The organism is Streptomyces chryseus, from assembly GCF_014650755.1.
In the GTDB taxonomy this organism is placed as follows: domain Bacteria; phylum Actinomycetota; class Actinomycetes; order Streptomycetales; family Streptomycetaceae; genus Streptomyces; species Streptomyces chryseus.
Genome location: NZ_BMVO01000019.1, coordinates 42,781 through 64,944, shown reverse-complemented (window position 1 = coordinate 64,944; position 22,164 = coordinate 42,781). Strand labels below are relative to the sequence as shown.

Annotated in this window: 16 protein-coding genes; 13 read left to right on the top strand and 3 right to left on the bottom strand. The window is 72.6% G+C overall.

Annotated features, from left to right (window positions below):
- Nucleotides 1-87 precede the first annotated feature (87 nt).
- From IE185_RS24225 to IE185_RS24210, 4 genes are all read left to right on the top strand, one after another.
- Nucleotides 88-2,508, top strand: a complete 2,421-nt coding sequence (locus IE185_RS24225; RefSeq protein WP_373303751.1) for a HelD family protein — start codon at nt 88-90, stop codon at nt 2,506-2,508.
- A gap of 371 nt (nt 2,509-2,879) precedes the next feature.
- Nucleotides 2,880-4,313 (top strand): NAD-dependent malic enzyme, encoded by a 1,434-nt coding sequence (locus IE185_RS24220; RefSeq protein WP_138895472.1) that lies wholly within the window; start codon nt 2,880-2,882, stop codon nt 4,311-4,313.
- A 328-nt stretch (nt 4,314-4,641) separates the two neighbouring features.
- Entirely contained in the window at nt 4,642-4,923 is a 282-nt protein-coding gene (locus IE185_RS24215; RefSeq protein WP_028815325.1) for an HU family DNA-binding protein, read from the top strand.
- Nucleotides 4,924-5,185: 262 nt separating this feature from the next.
- Nucleotides 5,186-5,347 carry a hypothetical protein gene (locus IE185_RS24210; RefSeq protein WP_170198301.1) on the top strand — a complete coding sequence of 54 codons (162 nt, stop codon included), beginning with the start codon at nt 5,186-5,188 and terminating at the stop codon, nt 5,345-5,347.
- An 85-nt stretch (nt 5,348-5,432) separates the two neighbouring features.
- On the opposite strand, the gene murA is transcribed toward IE185_RS24210, so the two are convergent.
- Nucleotides 5,433-6,773 (bottom strand): UDP-N-acetylglucosamine 1-carboxyvinyltransferase, encoded by a 1,341-nt coding sequence (gene murA / locus IE185_RS24205; RefSeq protein ID WP_138895473.1) that lies wholly within the window; start codon nt 6,771-6,773, stop codon nt 5,433-5,435.
- 253 nt (nt 6,774-7,026) lie between these two features.
- Here murA and IE185_RS24200 point away from each other — a divergent pair, with 253 nt between their 5' ends.
- From IE185_RS24200 to IE185_RS24160, 9 genes are all read left to right on the top strand, one after another.
- Entirely contained in the window at nt 7,027-7,626 is a 600-nt protein-coding gene (locus IE185_RS24200; RefSeq protein ID WP_138895478.1) for a YqgE/AlgH family protein, read from the top strand.
- A gap of 30 nt (nt 7,627-7,656) precedes the next feature.
- Nucleotides 7,657-7,968 carry a DUF3039 domain-containing protein gene (locus tag IE185_RS24195; protein WP_028815328.1) on the top strand — a complete coding sequence of 104 codons (312 nt, stop codon included), beginning with the start codon at nt 7,657-7,659 and terminating at the stop codon, nt 7,966-7,968.
- A gap of 216 nt (nt 7,969-8,184) precedes the next feature.
- Entirely contained in the window at nt 8,185-9,489 is a 1,305-nt protein-coding gene (locus IE185_RS24190; RefSeq protein WP_138895474.1) for an extracellular solute-binding protein, read from the top strand.
- Entirely contained in the window at nt 9,486-10,388 is a 903-nt protein-coding gene (locus tag IE185_RS24185) for a carbohydrate ABC transporter permease (RefSeq protein ID WP_229843668.1), read from the top strand. The genes IE185_RS24190 and IE185_RS24185 overlap by 4 nt, the downstream gene beginning before the upstream one ends.
- The gene (locus IE185_RS24180) at nt 10,385-11,218 is read left to right on the top strand and encodes a carbohydrate ABC transporter permease (RefSeq protein WP_138895475.1); all 834 of its coding nucleotides are present in this window, start codon (nt 10,385-10,387) and stop codon (nt 11,216-11,218) included. Before IE185_RS24185 ends, IE185_RS24180 begins: the two co-directional genes overlap by 4 nt.
- Nucleotides 11,219-11,222: 4 nt before the next feature.
- Entirely contained in the window at nt 11,223-12,884 is a 1,662-nt protein-coding gene (locus IE185_RS24175) for a beta-N-acetylhexosaminidase (protein WP_138895476.1), read from the top strand.
- A 283-nt stretch (nt 12,885-13,167) separates the two neighbouring features.
- Entirely contained in the window at nt 13,168-14,061 is an 894-nt protein-coding gene (locus IE185_RS24170) for an FAD binding domain-containing protein (RefSeq protein WP_167519005.1), read from the top strand.
- Nucleotides 14,058-15,500, top strand: coding sequence for a 2Fe-2S iron-sulfur cluster-binding protein (locus IE185_RS24165; protein ID WP_229843667.1), 1,443 nt, complete (start codon nt 14,058-14,060; stop codon nt 15,498-15,500). The genes IE185_RS24170 and IE185_RS24165 overlap by 4 nt, the downstream gene beginning before the upstream one ends.
- Nucleotides 15,497-17,824, top strand: coding sequence for a xanthine dehydrogenase family protein molybdopterin-binding subunit (locus IE185_RS24160; protein ID WP_189715997.1), 2,328 nt, complete (start codon nt 15,497-15,499; stop codon nt 17,822-17,824). The genes IE185_RS24165 and IE185_RS24160 overlap by 4 nt, the downstream gene beginning before the upstream one ends.
- 25 nt (nt 17,825-17,849) lie before the next feature.
- Here IE185_RS24160 and IE185_RS24155 read toward each other — a convergent pair whose 3' ends face one another.
- The gene (locus IE185_RS24155; RefSeq protein WP_189715995.1) at nt 17,850-19,928 is read right to left on the bottom strand and encodes a protein kinase domain-containing protein; all 2,079 of its coding nucleotides are present in this window, start codon (nt 19,926-19,928) and stop codon (nt 17,850-17,852) included.
- Between the two features lie 13 nt (nt 19,929-19,941).
- A complete protein-coding gene (locus IE185_RS24150; protein WP_189715993.1) occupies nt 19,942-22,158 on the bottom strand; it encodes an outer membrane protein assembly factor BamB family protein in 2,217 nt (738 codons plus the stop codon).
- Nucleotides 22,159-22,164 lie beyond the last annotated feature (6 nt).

Here is a 22,164-nt window from a genome sequence, read left to right as displayed (position 1 = left end):
ACAATCGCCCGCTCCTGACAGGTGCGGTCGCCGCCCACCGTCGCGTACGGTTGACGGCTGCCCGCAGCACGTCAGAAGGGGGCCTCGGTGGCCGCGCAGGATGCCGCTGTCGATTCCGTGAATTCCGTGGCCGACTCCTCCTCGCAGGAGTCGGCACGGAGCCGCGAGATCGGTGTGGAACAGGATCATCTGGATCAGGTGTACCGCCGTCTGGAGGAGAAGATCCACGAGGCGGAATTCCTCATGAACGACGCCGCCAAGCGCGGCCAGGTCGGCACCCCCGGCGCGCTCGCCGAGCGGGACGCGCAGGTCTTCCGGGCCGGGATCCACCTCAACCGGCTCAACAACGAGTTCGAGGACTTCCTCTTCGGGCGCATCGACCTGCTCCGGGGCAAGGACGGCGAGAAGGGCCCGGACGGCGCGTTCACCTCGGTGGAGCCGGCCGACGACGCGGTACGCCCCGACCTGACGGCGGACATCGCGGAGACGCTGCACATCGGGCGCATCGGCGTACTGGACTCCGACTACTCCCCGCTGGTCATCGACTGGCGGGCGCCGGCCGCCGCGCCCTTCTACCGCTCCACGCCCAAGGAGCCCGGCCGTGTCGTACGCCGCCGGGTCATCCGTTCGAAGGGCCGCAAGGTCCTCGGCGTGGAGGACGACCTGATGCGCCCGGAGCTGACGGCCACGCTCGACGGCGCCACGCTGCCCGTGATCGGTGACGGCGCGCTCATGGCGGCCCTCGGCCAGGCCCGCAGCCACACCATGCGCGACATCGTGTCGTCGATCCAGGCCGAGCAGGACATGGTCATCCGCGCCCCCGCCGCCTCCGTCACGGAGGTCTCCGGAGGCCCGGGCACCGGCAAGACCGCCGTGGCCCTGCACCGGGCCGCGTACCTGCTCTACCAGAACCGGCGGAAGTACGCGGGCGGCATCCTCATCGTGTCCCCGACCCCGCTGCTCGTCGCGTACACCGAGGGCGTGCTGCCCTCCCTCGGCGAGGAGGGCCAGGTCGCGATCCGCGCGGTCGGCTCGCTCGTCGACGGCGCGGAGGCGTCGACGTACGACGAACCGGCCGTCTCCCGCCTCAAGGGCTCCTCGCGCATGCTCAAGGTGCTGCGCAACGCGGCGCGCGGCGCCCTGGACGCGCCGCCCGCCCCGGCCCGCGCACAGGACGGCCAGCTGACCTTCGGCGACGAGGAGGAGCAGCAGGAAGCACCGGTGGCCGAGACCCCCACCCGCCTGCGGGTGGTCGCCTTCGGCCAGCGGGTGGAGCTGAACGCCGACGACCTGGACCGCATCCGCCACAACGTCCTCAGCGGCACCGCCCCCGTCAACCTGCTGCGTCCGCGGGCCCGCAAGCTGCTCCTGGACGCGCTGTGGTCGAAGTCCAGCGGTCGCGGCCGGTACACGGACCAGGAGCTGCTCGCCGAACTGCGCTCCGGCTTCGACGAGGACATCTCCACCGAGCAGCACTTCGTCGACTTCCTCGACGCCTGGTGGCCCGAGCTGACCCCGCGCCGCGTGCTCGCCGCCATGGCCGACGAGAAGCGCCTCGGCCGCTGGGCCCGCCGCGTCCTGAACCCGCGCGAGACCCGTCGGCTGGCCCGCTCCTGGCACCGCCTGGACGCGGAGGGCAACGGCCCGCTGTCCGTGCACGACGTGGCGCTCCTCGACGAGCTCAACACCCTGCTCGGCACCCCCGCCCGCCCCAGGCGCAAGCGCGAGTACGACCCGCTCGACCAGCTCAGCGGCCTCGAAGAGCTGATGCCGCAGCGCGAGGAGACGCAGTGGGAGCGGGCCGAGCGGCTCGCGCAGGAGCGCACCGAGTACGCGCACGTGATCGTCGACGAGGCGCAGGACCTCACGCCCATGCAGTGGCGGATGGTCGGCCGCCGCGGCCGGCACGCCACGTGGACGATCGTCGGCGACGCGGCGCAGTCCTCGTGGACGGACCCGGACGAGGCGGCCGCAGCCCGTGACGAGGCCCTGGGGGCCCGTCCGCGCCGCCGCTTCACCCTCACCGTGAACTACCGCAACCCGGCGGAGATCGCCGCCCTGGCGGCCAAGGTCCTGGAGCGCGCCATGCCCGGCATGGAGTCGCCCGCCGCGGTCCGCTCCACGGGCGTGGAGCCGCGCTTCACGTCCGTACCGGGCGCCGGGGGCACCGAGGGCCTGGCCCGGACCACCCGTGAGGAGGCGCAGCGCCTCCTGGACCGGGTGGACGGCACGGTCGGCGTGGTCGTCGCGATGAACCGGCGCGCGCAGGCCCGCAAGTGGCTCGCGCCGCTCGGCGACCGGGTGGTGGCGCTCGGCAGCCTGGAGGCGAAGGGGCTGGAGTACGACGCGACCGTCGTCGTGTCGCCGGCCGAGATCGCGGACGAGTCACCGGCCGGCCTGCGGGTGCTGTACGTGGCGCTGACGCGCGCGACGCAGCAGCTCACGGTCGTCTCGGCGGAGCGCGACCGGCCCGACGCGGAGGGAGTGCCGGCCCTGCTGCAGGACTGAAACCGGGGCAACCCGTCGTCGGGGAATCACTTCCCGGGGTGGTTTGTTAGCCTGGGGGTGGCACCGGCTCGATCCAAGCCCCCGGGCCCAACCTTCGTCGCTTCGAGCGACCACTTGCCGCGAGGCGAGCATGGCGGGCCGGTGCCACCTGATCTTGGTGCATACATACGAAGCAGAGGTCCGCGGTCCCCTCGGGTACCGCGGGCCTCTTCTGTTTCACCTGATGTTCTCGTATGGTGGAAAACACTTTCCGAAAACTAAATGACCGCATTACCTGCTACCCGCAGGTAGGTGCGACCATCGGAAGGCGTTGCCGGGCGACAGCCACGGCCGCGCAGCAATGAAGCTAGGGAAAGCAGAGGAAGTCGGCCATGGCAACGGCGCCCAGCGTCTCGTACTCGATGACGGTCCGACTGGAGGTCCCCGCGAGCGGGACCGCGGTCAGCCAGCTCACCACGGCAGTCGAGTCCCACGGCGGGTCCGTGACCGGCCTCGACGTGACCGCCTCCGGCCACGAGAAGCTGCGGATCGACGTCACGATCGCGGCCACCTCGACGGCGCACGCCGACGAGATCGTCGAGGGCCTGCGCGGCATCGAGGGCGTGACCCTGGGCAAGGTCTCCGACCGTACGTTCCTGATGCACCTCGGCGGCAAGATCGAGATGGCGTCCAAGCACCCCATCCGCAACCGTGACGATCTGTCGATGATCTACACGCCGGGCGTCGCCCGGGTCTGCATGGCGATCGCCGAGAACCCCGAGGACGCCCGCCGCCTGACCATCAAGCGCAACTCCGTCGCCGTGGTGACGGACGGCTCCGCGGTGCTCGGGCTGGGCAACATCGGCCCGATGGCCGCGCTGCCCGTCATGGAGGGCAAAGCCGCCCTCTTCAAGCGCTTCGCCGGCATCGACGCCTGGCCGATCTGCCTGGACACCCAGGACTCCGACGAGATCGTCGCGATCGTCAAGGCCATCGCCCCCGGCTTCGCCGGCATCAACCTCGAGGACATCTCCGCGCCCCGCTGCTTCGAGATCGAGGCGCGCCTGCGCGAGGCCCTCGACATCCCCGTATTCCACGACGACCAGCACGGCACCGCGATCGTCGTCCTCGCCGCGCTGACGAACGCGCTGCGCGTGGTCGGCAAGTCGATCGGCGACGTACGGGTCGTCATGTCCGGCGCCGGCGCGGCCGGTACCGCCATCCTCAAGCTCCTGATCGCGGCGGGCGTCAAGCACGCGGTCGTCGCCGACATCCACGGTGTGGTGCACGCGGCCCGTGAGGACCTCGTGGACGCGACTCCCGAGTCGCCGCTGCGCTGGATCGCCGACAACACCAACCCGGAGGGCGTCACCGGCACCCTCAAGGAGGCCGTGGTCGACGCGGACGTCTTCATCGGCGTCTCCGCCCCCAACGTGCTGAACGGCGACGACGTGGCGGCGATGGCGGACGGCGCGATCGTCTTCGCGCTCGCGAACCCGGACCCCGAGGTCGAGCCCGCAATCGCCCGCCAGACGGCGGCCGTTGTGGCCACGGGCCGCTCCGACTTCCCGAACCAGATCAACAACGTGCTGGTCTTCCCCGGCGTCTTCCGCGGCCTCCTGGACGCCCACTCCCGGACCGTCAACACGGAGATGATGCTCGCCGCCGCGGCCGCCCTCGCGGACGTCGTCACCGAGGACGAGCTGAACGCGAACTACATCATCCCGTCCGTCTTCAACGACAAGGTGGCGGGCGCGGTCGCCGGCGCCGTCCGTACGGCGGCGAAGGCCGTCGGCTCCGCTGTGACGGGTTCCACGTCCGCCTGACCCTTCCCGCGAGGATCACCCGGCGCGTCGCGGGTCGCGGGGCCTCCCGGGCCCCTCTAGGGTGGCGGGCAATGAGCCCGCAGGACCCCTGCAGAGCCCTGCGGTCCGCTTCCGGCAGCGGACGGAGCGTCACCAAGTGGAGGCTGTGGCGCTTTTCGTGTGACTCCGGAGGGTGCCGGATTGGCTTTCCCGCCGCTGGTGGGGGCAGGATGCGTATTTGGGCGCGAGGGTCTGACGACAGACCCGGGTCCGGGGACTGTCCGAGGGCCCTGGCAGCATCGGCTTCGATCTCACGCCTTACAGGCAAGAAGAACACGGGAGTACAAACATGAACCGCAGTGAGCTGGTGGCCGCCCTGGCCGACCGCGCCGACGTGACCCGCAAGGACGCCGACGCCGTGCTGGCCGCTCTCGCCGAGACCGTCGGCGAGATTGTCGCCAAGGGCGACGAGAAGGTCACCATCCCCGGCTTCCTGACCTTCGAGCGCACCCACCGTGCCGCTCGCACCGCTCGTAACCCGCAGACCGGCGACCCGATCCAGATCCCGGCCGGCTACAGCGTGAAGGTCTCCGCGGGCTCCAAGCTCAAGGAAGCCGCCAAGGGCAAGTAACACCCAAGGCAGACCCGAAGGGGGCGGACGTCCGGAACACGCCGGGCGGCCGCCCCCTTCGGCGTACCCGCGCGGCTGCCTCGCCGGTGGAGGGCCGCACGGGTCCGGCCGCTCCCGGGACGCCGGGCCGGCCGTCGTACCGCCGCAGACGGCCGCTCACGGCTTTCGGCCGCCGACGGAGATTGGTCGGCATTCAAGAGGTTTACGTCCGGTGAAACTGGTAAGGCGCGCGATCGCCGACTCAGTGACCCAGGAGTAGACCGTGCGCGAATCCCACCCGGCCCGACCGAGCCGCTCCCTCCTCGTGGTGGGCGCTGCCCTCCTCACGGCGACCCTCGCCGCCAGCCTCGGCACGGCGCCGGCCTCCTCCGGCGACGGCGGCCAGGCGTCGAAGGGCTCCTCGGTGTCGGCCGAGAGGGACTGAGCGGGCCCCACGAGGCCCGGCAGCGCGAAAAGGGGCGGCCACCCGGTGAACCGGACGGCCGCCCCTTCGGCGTGACGGGAGGGTGTCAGACGAGCGCGCCGCCCGGCAGCTCGACCTTGGCGCCGAGCTCCACGAGCTTCTCCATGAAGTTCTCGTAGCCGCGGTTGATCAGGTCGATGCCGTGGACCCGGGACGTGCCCTGGGCCGCGAGCGCCGCGATCAGGTACGAGAAGCCGCCGCGCAGGTCGGGGATGACCAGGTCGGCGCCCTGGAGCTTCGTCGGGCCGCTGACGACGGCGGAGTGCAGGAAGTTGCGCTGGCCGAAGCGGCAGTCGGAGCCGCCCAGGCACTCGCGGTAGAGCTGGATGTGCGCGCCCATCTGGTTCAGCGCGGACGTGAAGCCCAGGCGCGACTCGTACACCGTCTCGTGGACGATGGACAGCCCCGACGCCTGCGTCAGGGCGACGACCAGCGGCTGCTGCCAGTCGGTCTGGAAACCGGGGTGCACGTCGGTCTCCAGCGCGATCGCGTTGAGCGGGCCGCCCGGGTGCCAGAAGCGGATGCCCTCGTCGTCGATCTCGAAGGCGCCGCCGACCCGGCGGTAGGTGTTGAGGAAGGTCATCATCGAGCGCTGCTGGGCGCCGCGCACGTAGATGTTGCCCTCGGTGGCGAGCGCCGCCGACGCCCACGAGGCCGCCTCCAGGCGGTCCGGGAGCGCGCGGTGGTTGTAGCCGCCGAGCGAGTCGACACCGGTGATCCGGATGGTCCGGTCGGTGTCCATGGAGATGATCGCGCCCATCTTCTGCAGTACGCAGATGAGGTCCTCGATCTCCGGCTCCACGGCCGCGTTCGACAGCTCGGTGACGCCCTCGGCCAGCACGGCCGTCAGGAGCACCTGCTCCGTCGAGCCGACCGACGGGTACGGCAGCCGGATCTTGCAGCCGCGCAGCCGCTGCGGGGCCTCCAGGTACTGGCCGTCGGCGCGCTTCTCGATCGTCGCGCCGAACTGCCGCAGCACCTCGAAGTGGAAGTCGATCGGCCGGCCGCCGATGTCGCAGCCGCCCAGGCCCGGGATGAAGGCGTGGCCGAGCCGGTGCAGCAGCGGGCCGCAGAACAGGATCGGGATGCGCGAGGAGCCCGCGTGCGCGTCGATGTCGGCGACGTTCGCGGACTCGACGTGGGACGGGTCGAGGATCAGCTCGCCCGGTTCCTCGCCGGGCCGGACCGTCACGCCGTGCAGCTGGAGCAGTCCGCGTACGACGCGCACGTCCCGGATGTCGGGCACGTTGCGCAGTCTGCTCGGACCGCTGCCGAGCAGCGCGGCGACCATCGCCTTCGGCACCAGGTTCTTCGCGCCGCGGACGCGGATCTCGCCCTCGAGCGGGGTGCCGCCGTGGACAAGCAGTACATCGTCAGTGCCGGTCATGGATCTCGCGTTCCGGAGTTGTCGGACAGGTGGCCAGAGAAAAGAGTAAGGGGCGACTACCCCTGTGCCATAAGGCCAAGGGGGGTGCGCTCATGTCGTGAGTCAGACACAACACGCTCCGCACAGCCGCCTCTGCGGAGGGTGACGTTCCGGCTGTGCGCGCTCCCGCTGCTGCGATGCGCCCTGAGCTGCGCACCCTCCCTCACCGCCGTCCGCTCCCCCCGGAGAGGGAATGTGCGGGATCATGTCTGCCATGACGGAGGTGTCCTCGCTCACAGGACGGCTGCTGGTGGCCAGCCCGGCCCTGGCGGACCCGAATTTCGACCGCGCCGTGGTGCTCCTCATCGACCACGACGACGAGGGCTCGCTCGGTGTGGTCCTCAACCGCCCGACGCCGGTGGGCGTCGGCGACATCCTGCTGCCCTGGGCGGGGCTGGCGGGAGACCCGGGCGTCGTCTTCCAGGGCGGCCCCGTCGCACTCGACTCCGCGCTGGGCGTGGCGGTGATCCCCGGCGACGAAGGTCCTTCCCCGCGGTCCCGGCCGGGCTCGAACAGGGCGGACCCCATTGGATTTCGGCGCGTGTACGGCGCGATCGGCCTGGTCGACCTGGAGGCCCCGCCGGAACTCCTCGCGGCGGCGCTCGGCTCGCTGCGCATCTTCGCCGGGTACTCGGGGTGGGGGCCCGGCCAACTGGAGGAGGAGCTGAAGACCGGCGCCTGGTACGTCGTGGAGTCCGAGCCCGGCGACGTGTCGTCGCCGGAGCCCGAGAGTCTGTGGCGGGCCGTACTGCGCCGGCAGCGCAGCAGGCTCGCGATGATCGCGACCTATCCGGACGATCCGAGCCTGAACTGATCGCGCCGGGGGTGGGTACCCTTGGACGCCATGAGCACTCTTGAGCCCGAGCCCGAGCGCGGGGCAGGTACGGGGACCCTCGTCGAGCCGACGCCGCAGACCTCGCGCGGCGACGGAGACCACGAGCGGTACGCCCATTACGTCCAGAAGGACAAGATCATGGCGAGCGCCCTCGACGGCACGCCCGTCGTCGCGCTCTGCGGCAAGGTCTGGGTTCCGGGCCGCGACCCGAAGAAGTATCCGGTCTGTCCGATGTGCAAGGAGATCTTCGAGTCTCTGGGCGCGGGTGGCGACAAGGACAAGGGTGGCAAGGGCGGCAAGGACAGCAGCGGCAAGAAGTAGCACCAAGCTGTAGGTACGGGACGGCCCCCGCGGCGCGCATCGGCGCGCCGCGGGGGCCGTTCGCGTTGCACAGGATGCTCCCGCCGGTCACAAGGTGGTGGAGAGGTGGTTCAGACCTCTTGTCGGCTCGCGGGGGCCGATCTAGATTCCTGCCTGTTGTGCAGCGCGAAACCGACGTTGCGTATGGTGCAACGCCGACTCGACAGGAGTCCCCGGATGAAGCTCTCCGCCCGCCTGGCCGTGCCCGCGGCCGCCCTCGTACTCGCAGGTCTCACCGCCACCGCCTGTGCCCCGCAGACCTCCGACACCAGCGCGGAGAACGACGAGAAGAGCGGCACGCTGCGCGTCTGGCTCTTCCAGGAAGTGAGCAACGGCCCCAAGCAGAAGGTCGTCGACCGCGCCGTCGACGCCTTCCGCGCCCGGCACGAGGGCACCGACGTCGAGATCGAGTACATACCGGTCGAGACCCGCGCCCAGAAGATCAAGGCCGCCTTCAACGACCCGAAGAGCGCCCCCGACCTGATCGAGTACGGCAACACCGACACCGCCGGCTACGTCGAGGACGGCGGACTCGCCGACATCACCGAGGAGTTCGGCGGCTGGCCCGACGCCGAGGACACCGACCCGACGGCGAAGCAGTCGGTGACCGTCGACGGGAAGGTGTACGGCGCCCCGCTCTTCGTCGGCGTCCGCGCGCTGTACTACCGCACCGACGTCTTCGAGGACCTGGGTCTGAAGCCGCCGAAGACGCAGGCCGAACTCGTCGCCACCGCGAAGCGGATCCGCGCGGAGAAGCCCGAGCTGTACGGGCTGGCGGTCGGCGGCGCGTACACGTACGGCGCGATGCCCTTCATCTGGGCCCACGGCGGCGAACTCGCCGAGGAGAGCGGCGGAACGTACACCTCCGCCATCGACAGCCCGGCCGCTCGCAAGGGCATCAAGGCGTACACCTCGCTCTTCGGTGACGACAACTGCCCGGCCGCCAAGTGCGCCGAGATGGGCGGCAACGACACCGTCACCGCCTTCGCGTCCGGCAAGGCGGGCATGGCGATCGGCGGCGACTTCAGCCATGCCGCCGTCGAGGCCGGCACGGTGAAGGGCAAGTACGCGGTGGTGCCGCTGCCGGGCGTCAGGGCCGGGGAGATCGCGCCCGCCTTCGCGGGCGGCAACAACCTCGGCGTGCTCAAGAGCAGTTCGCACCGCACGCTCGCCGTCGACCTGATGAAGGAACTGGCCGGCAAGAAGACGCAGGGAGAGCTCTTCGACGCGATGGGCTTCCTGCCGACGTACACCGACGTGCGCGAGACGGCGGCGGAGAAGGAGCCGTTCATCGAGCCGTTCATCAAGACGCTCGCGGCGGGCGCCAAGGCGGCTCCGGCCTCACCCGGCTGGGCGCAGATCGACTCCTCGCTGGTGCTGCCGACGATGTTCCAGGAGGTGGTCAGCGGCCGCAAGGACGTCGCGGCGGCCTCCGGCGACGCGGCGGAGAAGATGAACGACGCGTTCGGCGCGGCACGTTGAGCGGTACGACCGCGGCCGCACGGCGCACCGGCGGCTGGACGCCGTGGCTCTACCTCGCGCCCGCCCTCGTCGTGCTCGGCGGCCTCCTCGTCTACCCGATCTACCAGCTCGGCCTGATCTCCTTCCTGGAGTACACCCAGGCGCAGGTCAGCGGCGGCGAGCCGACCACCTTCAAGGGCCTGGGCAACTACGCGACCCTCTTCGAGGACCCGCAGTTCTGGCAGGTCCTCCTCGCGACCGTCGTCTTCGCGGCGGCCTGCGTCCTCGCCACGCTGTCGCTCGGCTGCGCGCTGGCCGTGCTGCTGACGCGCGTACGGGCCGTGCCCCGGCTCGCGCTGATGATGGCCGCGCTCGGCGCGTGGGCCACTCCGGCGATCACCGGTTCCACCGTCTGGGTGTTTCTCTTCGACCCGGACTTCGGACCCGTCAACCAGGTGCTGGGGCTCGGCGACCACTCGTGGACGTACGGCCGCTACAGCGCCTTCGCGCTCGTCCTCCTCGAAGTCGTGTGGTGCTCGTTCCCGTTCGTGATGGTGACCGTGTACGCGGGCATCCGGGCGATCCCGGGGGAGGTGCTGGAGGCGGCGTCGCTCGACGGCGCCTCGCAGTGGCGGATCTGGCGGTCGGTCATGGCGCCGATGCTGCGGCCGATCCTGGTGGTCGTCACCATCCAGTCGGTCATCTGGGACTTCAAGATCTTCACCCAGATCTACGTCATGACCAACGGCGGCGGCATCGCCGGCCAGAACCTCGTGCTCAACGTCTACGCCTACCAGAAGGCGTTCGCGTCCTCGCAGTACAGCCTGGGCTCGGCGATCGGCGTCGTCATGCTGGTGATCCTCCTCGCGGTCACGCTCGTGTACCTGCGGCTGCTGCGACGTCAGGGAGAAGAGATATGACCTTCGTACGCCGTCCCTGGCGGCTCGCGGCGGAGGCGTCGGCGCTGCTGATCGCGCTGATCGTGGCTTTCCCGCTGTACTGGATGGTGCTTTCCGCGTTCAAACCGGCGGGCGAGATCCAGTCGGCCGAGGCCAGGCCGTGGACGCTTTCCCCGTCGCTCGACTCCTTCCGGCGGGTCTTCGAACAGCAGGAATTCGGCCGCTATTTCCTCAACAGCCTGCTCGTGGCATCGGTCGTGGTGATCGCCTCGGCGCTCATCGCATTCCTGGCGGCCACGGCGGTCACCCGGTTCCGCTTCAGGTTCCGCACCACCCTCCTGATCATGTTCCTCGTCGCGCAGATGGTGCCGATCGAAGCGCTGACGATCCCGCTCTTCTTCCTCATGAGGGACTTCGGACAACTCAACACGCTCGGCTCGCTGATCCTGCCGCACATCGCCTTCTCGCTGCCCTTCGCCGTGTGGATGCTGCGCGGCTTCGTGAAAGCCGTACCCGAGGCGCTGGAGGAAGCGGCGTACATCGACGGCGCGAGCCGCTCCCGCTTCCTGTGGCAGATCCTTTTCCCGCTGGTCTTCCCGGGCCTCGTCGCGACGAGCGTCTTCTCCTTCATCTCCACCTGGAACGACTTCCTCTTCGCCAAGTCCTTCATCATCAGCGACACCTCGCAGTCGACACTTCCGATGGCGCTGCTGGTTTTCTTCAAGCCCGAGGAGAATGACTGGGGCGGGATCATGGCAGCGTCGACGGTGATGACCGTCCCGGTGCTGGTCTTCTTCGTACTCGTACAGCGACGCCTGGTCTCGGGGCTGGGCGGAGCGGTTAAGGACTGACGCCATGCTCGATCTGGTACCGGCTCCCGGAGCCGCTCCCTGGGCGCCTCCCGCCCAGGGCCACTACCCCCTCGGCCACGACACCGCCCTGTTCGCCCGGCCCGGCACCGAGGGCGTCGCCCGCTGGCTGCGCGCCACGGTGGGCGCCGCCACCGGACTGCCCCTGCCCGACGGCACCGGCGCCGACACCGAACGCGACAGCGGCGGCAACCGCATCGAACTGCGCGTCGACCCCGGGGTCGAGCAGGACCTCGGCCCGGAGGGCTACCGCCTCGTCGTGGACGGCTATCTGGTCCTCATCGAGGGCGGAGGCCCGGCGGGCGTCTTCTGGGGCGCGCAGACGCTGCGTCAGCTGCTCGGACCGGACGCCTTCCGGCGGGCGCCCCTCGACCCGGCCCGTCAGTGGTCCGTACCGATGGTGGCCATCGAGGACAGGCCGCGCTTCGCCTGGCGCGGCCTGATGCTCGACGTGGCACGCCACTTCATGCCCAAGGACGGCGTGCTGCGCTATCTGGACCTGCTCGCCGCGCACAAGCTCAACGTCTTCCACTTCCACCTCACCGACGACCAGGGCTGGCGCGTCGAGATCAAGCGCCATCCGAAACTGACCGGGACCGGCGCGTGGCGGGCGCGCACCAAATACGGCCACCGGGCATCGGACCTGTGGACCGAGACGCCGCACGGCGGTTACTACACGCAGGACGACATCCGCGAGATCGTCGCGTACGCCGGCGAGCGGCACATCACCGTCGTCCCCGAGATCGACATCCCGGGCCATTCGCAGGCGGCCATCGCCGCGTATCCGGAACTCGGCTGCGCGGACGCCCCCCTCTCCGTCTGGGACACCTGGGGGATCAGCCAGAACGTACTCGCCCCCACCGACCACACCCTGCGCTTCTTCGAGGGCGTCTTCGAGGAGGTCCTCGCGCTCTTCCCCTCCACCTTCGTCCACGTCGGCGGCGACGAGGCGCTGAAGGACCAGTGGAAGCGGTCCCCGGCCGTCCAGGCGCGGATGGAGGAACTGAGCCTGGCGGACGAGGAAGAACTCCAGTCCTGGTTCGTCCGGCACTTCGACACCTGGCTCACCGAGCGCGGCCGCCGCCTGATCGGCTGGGACGAGATCCTCGAAGGCGGCCTCGCGCCGGGGGCGGCCGTCTCCTCCTGGCGCGGTTACGCCGGCGGGATCGCCGCCGCCCGGGCCGGGCACGACGTCGTCATGTGCCCCGAGCAGCAGGTCTACCTCGACCACCGCCAGGACGGCGGCCCCGACGAGCCGATGCCCATCGGGTACGTACGCACGCTGGAGGACGTCTACCGCTTCGAGCCCGTGCCGCCGGAGCTGACGCCCGCGGAGGCCCGGCACATCCTGGGCACCCAGGCCAACGTCTGGACCGAGGTGATGGAGAACCAGAGCCGGGTCGACTACCAGACGTTCCCCCGTCTCGCCGCGTTCGCCGAGGTCGCCTGGGCGGACCTGCCGGCACCCGCCGAACGTGACTTCGCCGGGTTCGAGGCGCGCATGGCGGCCCATTACAAGCGGCTTGACGCGCTCGGAGTCGACTACCGGCCACCGGGCGGCCCGTTGCCCTGGCAGCAGCGGCCGGCGCCCAACGGCGATCCGGCGAGTCTCGGACGCCCGATCGAGGGGTCGCCCCCAAACGTGTGAGCCGGACGGCAAGGAGCGTGCCGCACCGTGCCGGGCCTGGGACCGTGGAGACGCCCCGGCTCGGCACACGTCGTAAGCAAACCAACTGAAGAGCAGCAATTCACCCTCACCGCCCATGGGGTGTGAAAGCGGACCTATGCCCTGGCCGGGGACGAGGGGTCCCCAGTGGACCCTCGCGTCGGTCGGTTCGCAAGATGTGCCAGAGTTGCCTCGTCCGGGCTGTGAGCACGTACCGTACGGCGCAACAGCGGGACAGCCGGGACACCGGGAAGGGGCAGCTGGGTTGACCACGCACGCACCGCAGGCGGCGCAGTTCGTGACGCTCCCGGCCTCGCTCGACGAGGCCGTGGCGGCACTCACCGCCATGCCTGCCGCCGTGCCCGTCGCGGGCGGCACGGATCTGATGGCATCCGTGAACTCCGGGCAGCTGCGGCCCGCCGCACTGGTCGGGCTCGGCCGGATCAGCGAGATCAGGGGCTGGCAGTACCAGGACGGAAACGCGCTGCTCGGCGCCGGTCTCACGCACGCCCGGATGGGACGGCCCGACTTCGCGGCCCTCATCCCGGCGCTCGCGGCGGCCGCGCGCGCCGCCGGCCCGCCCCAGATCCGCAACGCGGGCACCCTCGGCGGCAACATCGTCACCGCCGCGCCCACCGGCGACACCCTGCCCGTACTGGCCGCGATGGAAGCGACGCTGGTGATCGCGGGGCCCGGCGGCGTACGCCGTGAGACCCCCGTCTCGCACCTCCTCGCCGGCCGCGACCTGCTGGGCGCGGGCGAGCTGATCGGCTTCGTGCGCGTACCGCTGCTGCACGCCCCTCAGGTCTTCTTCAAGGCCACCGGCCGCACCGGCCCCGGCCGCGCCACCGCGTCCCTCGCCCTGGTCCTCGACCCGGCGCGGCGCGAGGTGCGGTGCGCCGTCGGCGCCATCGCGCCGATGCCGCTGCGGCCGCTGGAGGCGGAGCGCTGGATCGCCTCGCTGATCGACTGGGACGCGGACCGCAAGCTGGCCCCGGACGCCTGCGCCGCCTTCGGCGAGTACGTCGCCGCCGCCTGCATCCCGGACCCGGCGCCGGTGGACGGCGCCGAGGCCGCCGCTCTGCCACCCGCTGTACTGCACCTGCGGCGCACGGTCGCCGCACTGGCCCGACGAGCGCTGGGGAGGGCACTGGCGTGAGCGAGAACGAGACCCCCGGGGCGCCGGACCCCGGCGGCTGGCAGCCGACCCCGCAGGGCGGCGAGTACGACGCCGAGGCGACGGCGTTCGTCCACCTGCCCGAGGGCATGACGGACTTCGGCGCGTACGGCGACCCCCTGGCGGCGCCCGGCCACGACTACGTACCGCCGCGGATCCCGGCCGCGAGCGACCCCGCTGCGACCGGCGCCTGGTCCCCGGCGCCGGGCGAGACGCGCTGGCCGGAACCGCAGAGCGCGCAGCCGCACGACGCCGGGGCGACCGGCCAGTGGAACTTCGAGACGGCCCCCGAGCCGACACCGTCCGTGGCGTCCGAACTCACCGGCCAGTGGACGATCCCGGTGGCGCGGGGCGACCTCCCGGACGAGTCGGGCGAGTTCACGACCTCCGCCCTGGCGTCCCACTGGAACACCGGCCGGCCTCCCGCGACGCTGCCCGGCGGCGCGCCCGCCCCCTGGGCGGACACCGCCGAGGCGGCCCGGACGCTGCCCGGCGGGGCCGCCGCCCCCTGGGCGACGCAGCCCCCGGCGGAAGCCGACGCACCGCCGCACGACTTCCCCGCCCACCCCGCGCCCGGCTTCGAGCCGCAGCCGGAGCCCGCCCCGGTGCAGGACGCCCCCGAAGCCGCCCCGCAGCACCTCGCGGAGCCGGCGGGGGACGAGCCGGGGCGCCCCCCGCGGGACGCCGGACACGACCACCCCGAGGAGACCGGCGTACCCGAGGGGCCGGCCTCCGAGGAGAGGACCCGGCGCGTCGCCGGCCCGGAAGCCCCCGAGGCCGCGCCGCCCGGCGGCGACCCTCAGGCCGCCCCGCAGGACGACCACAGCGAGCACCCGCACGCCTCCTACGTCCTGCGGGTGAACGGCGCCGACCGCCCCGTCACCGACGCCTGGATCGGCGAGTCACTGCTCTACGTCCTCCGCGAGCGCCTCGGCCTGGCCGGCGCCAAGGACGGCTGCTCCCAGGGCGAGTGCGGGGCCTGCGCCGTCCAGGTCGACGGCCGCCTGGTCGCCTCCTGCCTGGTGCCCGCCGCCACCGCCGCCGGCAGTGAGGTCCGTACGGTCGAGGGCCTGGCCACCGACGGCGAACCGTCCGACGTACAGCGCGCCCTCGCGAACTGCGGCGCGGTCCAGTGCGGTTTCTGCGTACCCGGCATGGCGATGACGGTCCACGACCTGCTGGAGGGCAACCACGCCCCGAGCGACCTGGAGACCCGGCAGGCCCTCTGCGGCAACCTCTGCCGCTGCTCGGGCTACCGCGGCGTACTCGAAGCCGTCCGCGAGGTCGTCGCCGAGCGCGAGGCGACCTCCGCCGCCGAGGAAGCCCGCATCCCGCACCAGGCGCCCCCCGGCGCGGGCGGCGTCCACCCGCATCCCCACGGAAACCCGCACGAGCACCCGCACGACGGAGGGATGGCGTGAGCAACGACGCGGCCACCGCGACCAGCGCGACGGCGGTCGACGGCGCCCAGACCGAGCGCCACCCGGATGCGCCCGCCCACGGCCTCGGCGCGTCCCTCCCGCCGGCCGACGCGCGCGCGAAGACCGAGGGCACCTTCCCGTACGCCTCCGACCTCTGGGCGGAGGGCCTGCTCTGGGCCGCCGTGCTGCGCTCGCCGCACGCCCACGCCCGCATCGTCGCGATCGACACGTCCGCGGCGACCGGCATGCCCGGCGTACGGGCCGTGGTGACCCACCAGGACGTGCCCGGCGATCCCTCGCACGGCCGCAGCGTCGTCGACCGCCCGGTGTTCGCCTCCGACGTGGTGCGCCACCACGGCGAGGCGATCGCCGCCGTGGCCGCAGACCACCCCGACACGGCCCGGCTGGCCGCCGCCGCCATCGCCGTCGAGTTCGAGGTCCTCGAACCGGTCACCGACCCGGAGCAGGCCTTCGCCGCCGAGCCGCTGCACCCCGACGGCAACCTGATCCGTCACATCCCGCTGCGCTTCGGCGACCCCGATGCCGCCGGCGAAGTGATCGTCGAGGGCCTGTACCGCATCGGCCGCCAGGACCCGGCGCCCATCGGCGCCGAGGCCGGTCTCGCCGTGCCCCGCCCGGACGGCGGCGTGGAGATCTACACCGCCTCCACCGACCCGCACACCGACCGCGACCGCGCCGCCGCGTGCTTCGGCCTGGAGCAGGAGCGCGTGAAGGTCGTCGTCACCGGGGTCCCGGGCGCCACCGGCGACCGCGAGGACGGCAGCTTCCAGATCCCCCTCGGCCTGCTGGCCCTGAGGACCGGCTGCCCGGTCAAACTGGCCGCCACCCGCGAGGAGTCGTTCCTCGGCCACGCCCACCGCCACCCGACCCTCCTGCGCTACCGCCACCACGCGGACGCGGAGGGCCGCCTGGTCAAGGTCGAGGCGCAGATCCTCCTGGACGCGGGCGCGTACGCCGACGCCTCGTCCGAATCACTCGCGGCGGCCGTCTCCTTCGCCTGCGGCCCGTACGTGGTCCCGCACGCCTTCATCGAGGGCTGGGCGGTCCGTACGAACAACCCCCCGTCGGGCCACGTGCGCGGCGAGGGCGCCCTGCAGGTGTGCGCGGCGTACGAGGGCCAGATGGACAAGCTCGCGGCGAAGCTGGGCCTCGACCCGGCGGAGCTGCGCCTGCGCAACGTCCTGGCCACGGGCGACCTGCTGCCCACCGGCCAGACGGTGACCTGCCCCGCCCCCGTGGCCGAACTGCTGCGCGCCGTACGCGACTACCCGCTCCCCACCCTCCCCAAGGACACCCCGCAGGACGACTGGCTGCTGCCCGGCGGCCCCGAGGGCGCGGGCGAGCCGAGCGCCGTACGCCGCGGCGTCGGCTACGCGGTGGGCATGGTGCACATGCTGGGCGCGGAGGGCGCGGACGAGGTCTCCACGGCGACCGTGAAGGTCCACGACGGCGTGGCGACGGTGATCTGCGCGGCGGTCGAGACCGGCCAGGGCTTCACCACGCTCGCGCGCCAGATCGTGCAGGACGTCCTGGGCGTCGATGAGGTCCACGTGGCTCCGGTGGACACCGACCAGCCCCCGGCGGGCGCGGCGACGCACGGCCGCCACACCTGGGTCTCGGGCGGCGCGGTGGAACGCGCGGCGAAGATGGTCCGCACCCAGCTGCTCCAGCCCCTGGCGCACAAGTTCGGGATGTCGACCGAGCTGCTCCAGATCGCCGACGGCAAGATCACGTCGTACGACGGGGTGCTGTCCACCACGGTGACGGAGGCGATGGACGGCAAGGAACTCTGGGCCACCGCCCAGTGCCGCCCGCACCCGACCGAGCCCCTCGACGACGCCGGGCAGGGCGACGCGTTCGTGGGCCTGGCGTTCTGCGCGATCCGCGCCATCGTGGACGTCGACATCGAGCTGGGCTCGATCCGCGTGGTGGAGATGGCGGTGGCCCAGGACGTGGGCCGCGTCCTGAACCCGGCCCAGCTGGCGACCCGTATCGAGGCGGGTGTCACGCAGGGCGTGGGCGCCGCGCTGACGGAGAACCTGCGGACCCCCAGGGGCCTCGTCCGCCACCCCGACCTCACCCACTACGCGCTCCCGACGTCCCTGGACGCCCCGGACATCCGCATCGTGAGCCTGGTGGAGGAGCGCGACGTGGTCGCCCCCTTCGGCGCGAAGCCGGCCAGCGCGGTCCCGGTGGTCACCTCGCCCGCCGCGATCGCCTCGGCGGTCCGCGCGGCGACGGGCCGCCCGGTCAACCGGCTGCCGATCCGCCCGCAGGCGGCGGTGGCCACTCCCTCCGCGTAGCGGGTTCCGGGCGGGGCCGGGGGCGCTAGCGGCGCACGGGCAGGGCGACCACGGAGCCGTCGTGCGTGGCGAAGAAGCGGTTGCCGTCGCCCGCTGTCGTGTAGGCGGCCGTGTCGCCGAACCGGTACCCCTCGACGTCGTCGCCCGTGCGCGCACTGACGGCGGTGAGGCCGTAGCCCTTCGTCTCGGCGACCCACACGGTGCCGCCCTGGACGACGGGCAGCGACCGGGTGCCCTCGTAGCTCCGCAGGTAGGTCTTCCACTTCCGTTCGCCGTCGCCCGCCCCGTAGCGGTGGAGGTCCAGGTAGTCGACGGCGTACACCTCGTCGCCCCGGACCGCCGGGGGTCCCCAGCCGCCGGAGTCCTGCCCGACCTTGCTCTCCGCGTCCACGGACCAGAGCTCGTTGCCGGTGGCGAGCGAGAGCGCGCACAGGGTCCTGCCCCCGAAGAACACCGTGCCCTTGCTGATCGCCGGACGGAGGGCCGCCGTGCCCTGGTCGGGGATGTCCCACACCGTCCCGCCGGTGGTCGTGTCCACGACGACCACATGACCGTCCGAGGGGAAGAGGACCAGACGCCCCTGGCCGGTCGCCGCCGCGGGCGGCTCCAGCGCCGTCGTCCGCACGGGCGTCGACCGTGACCACAGCACCTTGCGCGTCGCCGTGCTGACCGCGCGCAGCTGCCGCTCCCGGGTCATCACGTAGACCGTGCGGGCGTCCGCCGCCAGGAGCTTCTCCGCGTCGGCGTCCGGAGCCGTCCAGGCGCGCCTGCCGCTGGAGGCGACGAACGCGTGCAGGGCGCCTTCCGCGTCCGCGGTCACGACCAGCCGGTCGGAGACCGTCACGTAACCGGCGGACGCCTTCACGCCGGAGGCCAGCCACTTCTGCCGGCCGTCCGTCACGTGGTGCGCCGCCAGGCCGCCGTTGGGTGCCTCCAGGAGTACGACGTCGCGCACCGGCAGCGGGGCCGGGGTGCGCGGACCGGCCAGCGACTCGGGCCCCCACAGCGGCGTCATGCCCGCCGTGGACGCCAGGAGCGCCGCCTCTGGCGTCCTGGCCGCGGGCGGCACCACCACGGGCTTCGGCGCGGCCTTCGGGCCGCCGCCCTTGAGCCACCAGGCGGTCGTGCCACCGCCGGCGGCCAGGACGGCGCCGCCCGCCGCGAGGGTGGTGACCAGACGGCGGCGGGAGGGGGAGGGCGCGGTGGGCTCGGCCGGGAACGTCGCCGCCAGTTGCCGGGCGGTGGCCTCCCGCCGGCCGATGTCGGCGGCCAGCGGGCCCTGCCGCCAGACCTTGCCGGCCCCCCGCGCGGGGGCGAACGCCTGCGCGATCCGCGCGGGTTCGGGGCGCTGCGCCGGATCCTTGGCTAGGCAGGGCAGGACAAGGGCCCGGACGTGCTCCGGCACGGCGCTCACGTCGGGCTCGCCGTGCACGACCTGGTACTGCACGCCGGCCACGTGCGGGCCGTCGTAGGCGCGGCGCCCGCCGGCGGCGTACGCGAGGACCGCGCCGAGCGAGAAGACGTCGGCGGGCGGGCCGACCCGCTGCCCGAGGACCTGCTCGGGTGCGCCGTATCCGGGGGTGACCGGGATCTGCCCGGTGGTGGTCAGCGTCAGACCGTGCTCGGGGCGGGCGATGCCGAAGTCGATGACGCGGGGGCCGCGCGACGTGAGCACGATGTTGGCCGGCTTGAGGTCGCGGTGGACGAGTCCCGCGGTGTGGATGTCCTGGAGGGTGCGGGCGAGGGCCGCCGCGAGGGCCCGCAGGGCGGCGTCGTCCAGCGGACCGTACGCCGTCACGGCGTCGTCGAGGGTGGGTCCCGCCAGGAACTCGGCCGCGATCCAGGGCCGTCCGCCCTCGGTCTGCGCGCCGAGCACGCGGGCGACGCCTTCACCGGTCACGGCCTGCGCGGTCTGCGCCTCGCGCACGAACCGCCGGGCCAGGTTCTCGTCGTGCGCGAGCTCCGGGCGCAGGACCTTGACCGCCGCCGCGTCGCCCGCGCCGTCCCGTCCGAAGTAGACCTTGCCCATACCTCCTTCGCCGAGCACGCCGAGGAGGCGGTACGGGCCGAGACGCAGGGGATCGCCGGTGCTGAGGGGGAGCATGGTGGAGGCTTTCTCACTCGAAGGGCAGGGCGGTCACGGTGGTGGTGTCGGCGGCGATGAGCTGCCCGGCCGCCGCGTGCGCCACGAACCGGATCGCGGGCGTCGAGTAGGTCCAGACGGATCGGTGGGTACGGCGGTCGACGGCGCTGATGCCGTCGGTGAGCGGGGCGTAGACGTGCTTCTCGCCGACGATCGGGGGCCTGTCGAGGCGCGGCGTGTCGTCCTTCGTCAGGTCCTCCTTCTCCTCCCACAGGAGCTTTCCCGTGTCCGCGTCCAGGGCGACCAGGCCCCGGCTGCCCTCGGCGGCGTACACGACCGAGTCCCGGACGGCCGGGGGGCCGTAGCGCCGCCCGTTCTGCTCGATGTCACCCGTATTGCGGTCGTCCCCGAACACCCACGCCACCTTGCCGTCGGAGAGCCGCAGGGCCCAGACGCGTCCGCTGCTGACGTAGACGTGCTTGCGGTCGGCGGCCAGCTGGCCCGGGATGAGGAACGAGGTGTCGAGACGCTCCCGGGGGATGTCCATGCTCCAGAGGCGTTCGCCGGTGCCGAGGTCCATGGCTCCGACGCTGTAGTCGGGCGTGGCGGCCCCCTTCCCGGCGGCGATCAGGCGCTTGCCGACGGCCTTGGCGCTGATGGCCAATGAGCCGTTGGCCGGGTAGACGACGCCGGTGGACCGCTGCCACAGCTTCTTCCCGGTCCGCAGGTCCACCGCCAGCAGGCGCCAGTCCTTGGCCTGGGCGGTGTAGTCGGTGGACGAGGCGCCTTTCTGCCGGGCGGCCAGGTACAGCACGCCCCCGGCGGCGGCGATCATCTCCGCGTCGTTCACCGTGCCGTTGAAGTCGGCGAGCCGGGCGACGCGGCGGCGCATGGTGCCGTCGTCGGGCGAGAAGGCGTGCAGCGACAGGCCCTTCCCCTCGTCGTAGTCGGGGAGGAAGCCGTAGACCGCCTTCCCGTCCGTGGTGATCTGCTGCCCGCTGGACAGCAGCGGGTACGACCACACCTCATTGCCCGTCTTGGCGTCCAGGCCCAGCAGCGCGTCGTCCGACAGCGTGGCGACCACCTTGCCCAGGGGCATCGGGAGTTGGCGCTGCCACTTGTCGGCGACATCGGCGCGCCACAGCGGCTCGGGCCCGTCGGCGGCGGACGCGGGGGGCTTGCCGCGCCTGCCGCCCGTGCTCCTCCCGTCGAGCCACGCCCACGTACCCGCCCCCGCCGCAGCCAGGCCCAGCACCGAACCGCCGCCCACCGCGAGCAGCGTGCGGCGCGACAGGCCACCGGGGGCGGGCGCGCCGGTGGCCGGGGTGGGGGGTTCGTGGGTCTCGGGCGGGGCCGGCAGCCGGGGCGGGGCGGGCTGCCAGACCTCCGCCGCCCGGCGGGAGATCTCGCCGAGCAGCGGCGGCGGCAGGTGGTCGGCGAACTCCCCGTGCCCGTCGTGGAGTTCGGCCGCCAGCTCGCCGGTGGTGGGGCGCCGCGCCGGGTCCTTGTCCAGGCAGCGGGCGAGGACCGGGGCGAGGGACGCCGGTACGCCCGACAGGTCGGGGTCCGCGTAGCGGACGCGGTAGAGCAGGTCCGCGGGCCGGCCGCTGCCGAACGGTCCGTGGCCCGCCGCCGCGAAGACCAGGACGCCGGCCAGCGCGAACACGTCGCCCGCCGGGGAGTGTTCCCTCCCGGTGGCCTGCTCGGGCGACATGTAGGCGGGGGTGCCGGCCGCCGTGCCCGTGCGGGTCAGGCGGTCGTCCCCGAGGGCGCGGGCGATACCGAAGTCGATGATCTTGGGGCCGTACGCCGTGATCATCACGTTGGACGGCTTGAGGTCACGGTGCACGACGTCGGAGCGGTGCAGCTGGGACAGGGCGCCGCACAGCGCCGCGCCCAGGGCGCGGACGGACGGTTCGGGCAGGGGGCCGCAGAGGGAGACCGCGTCGTCCAGGGGCGGGCCCAGGACGTACTCCGTCGCCATCCAGGGGGTTTCGGCGAGCGGGTCGGCGTCGAAGACCGCCGCGCCGTGCAGGCCGCCGATGACGCGTGCGGCGTCCGTCTCCAGGCGGAAACGGGTGCGGAAGGCGGGGTCGGACGCGATGCGGGCGTGCACCGTCTTCAGCGCGACCCTGCGGCCGCCGGCGGTGCGCGCCAGGTAGACCGTACCCATGCCGCCGCTGCCCAGCCGGGCGATCAGTCGGTACGCGCCCAGGGTCTGCGGGTCGTCGTGCGTGAGGGGCGTCGGCATCGCTCA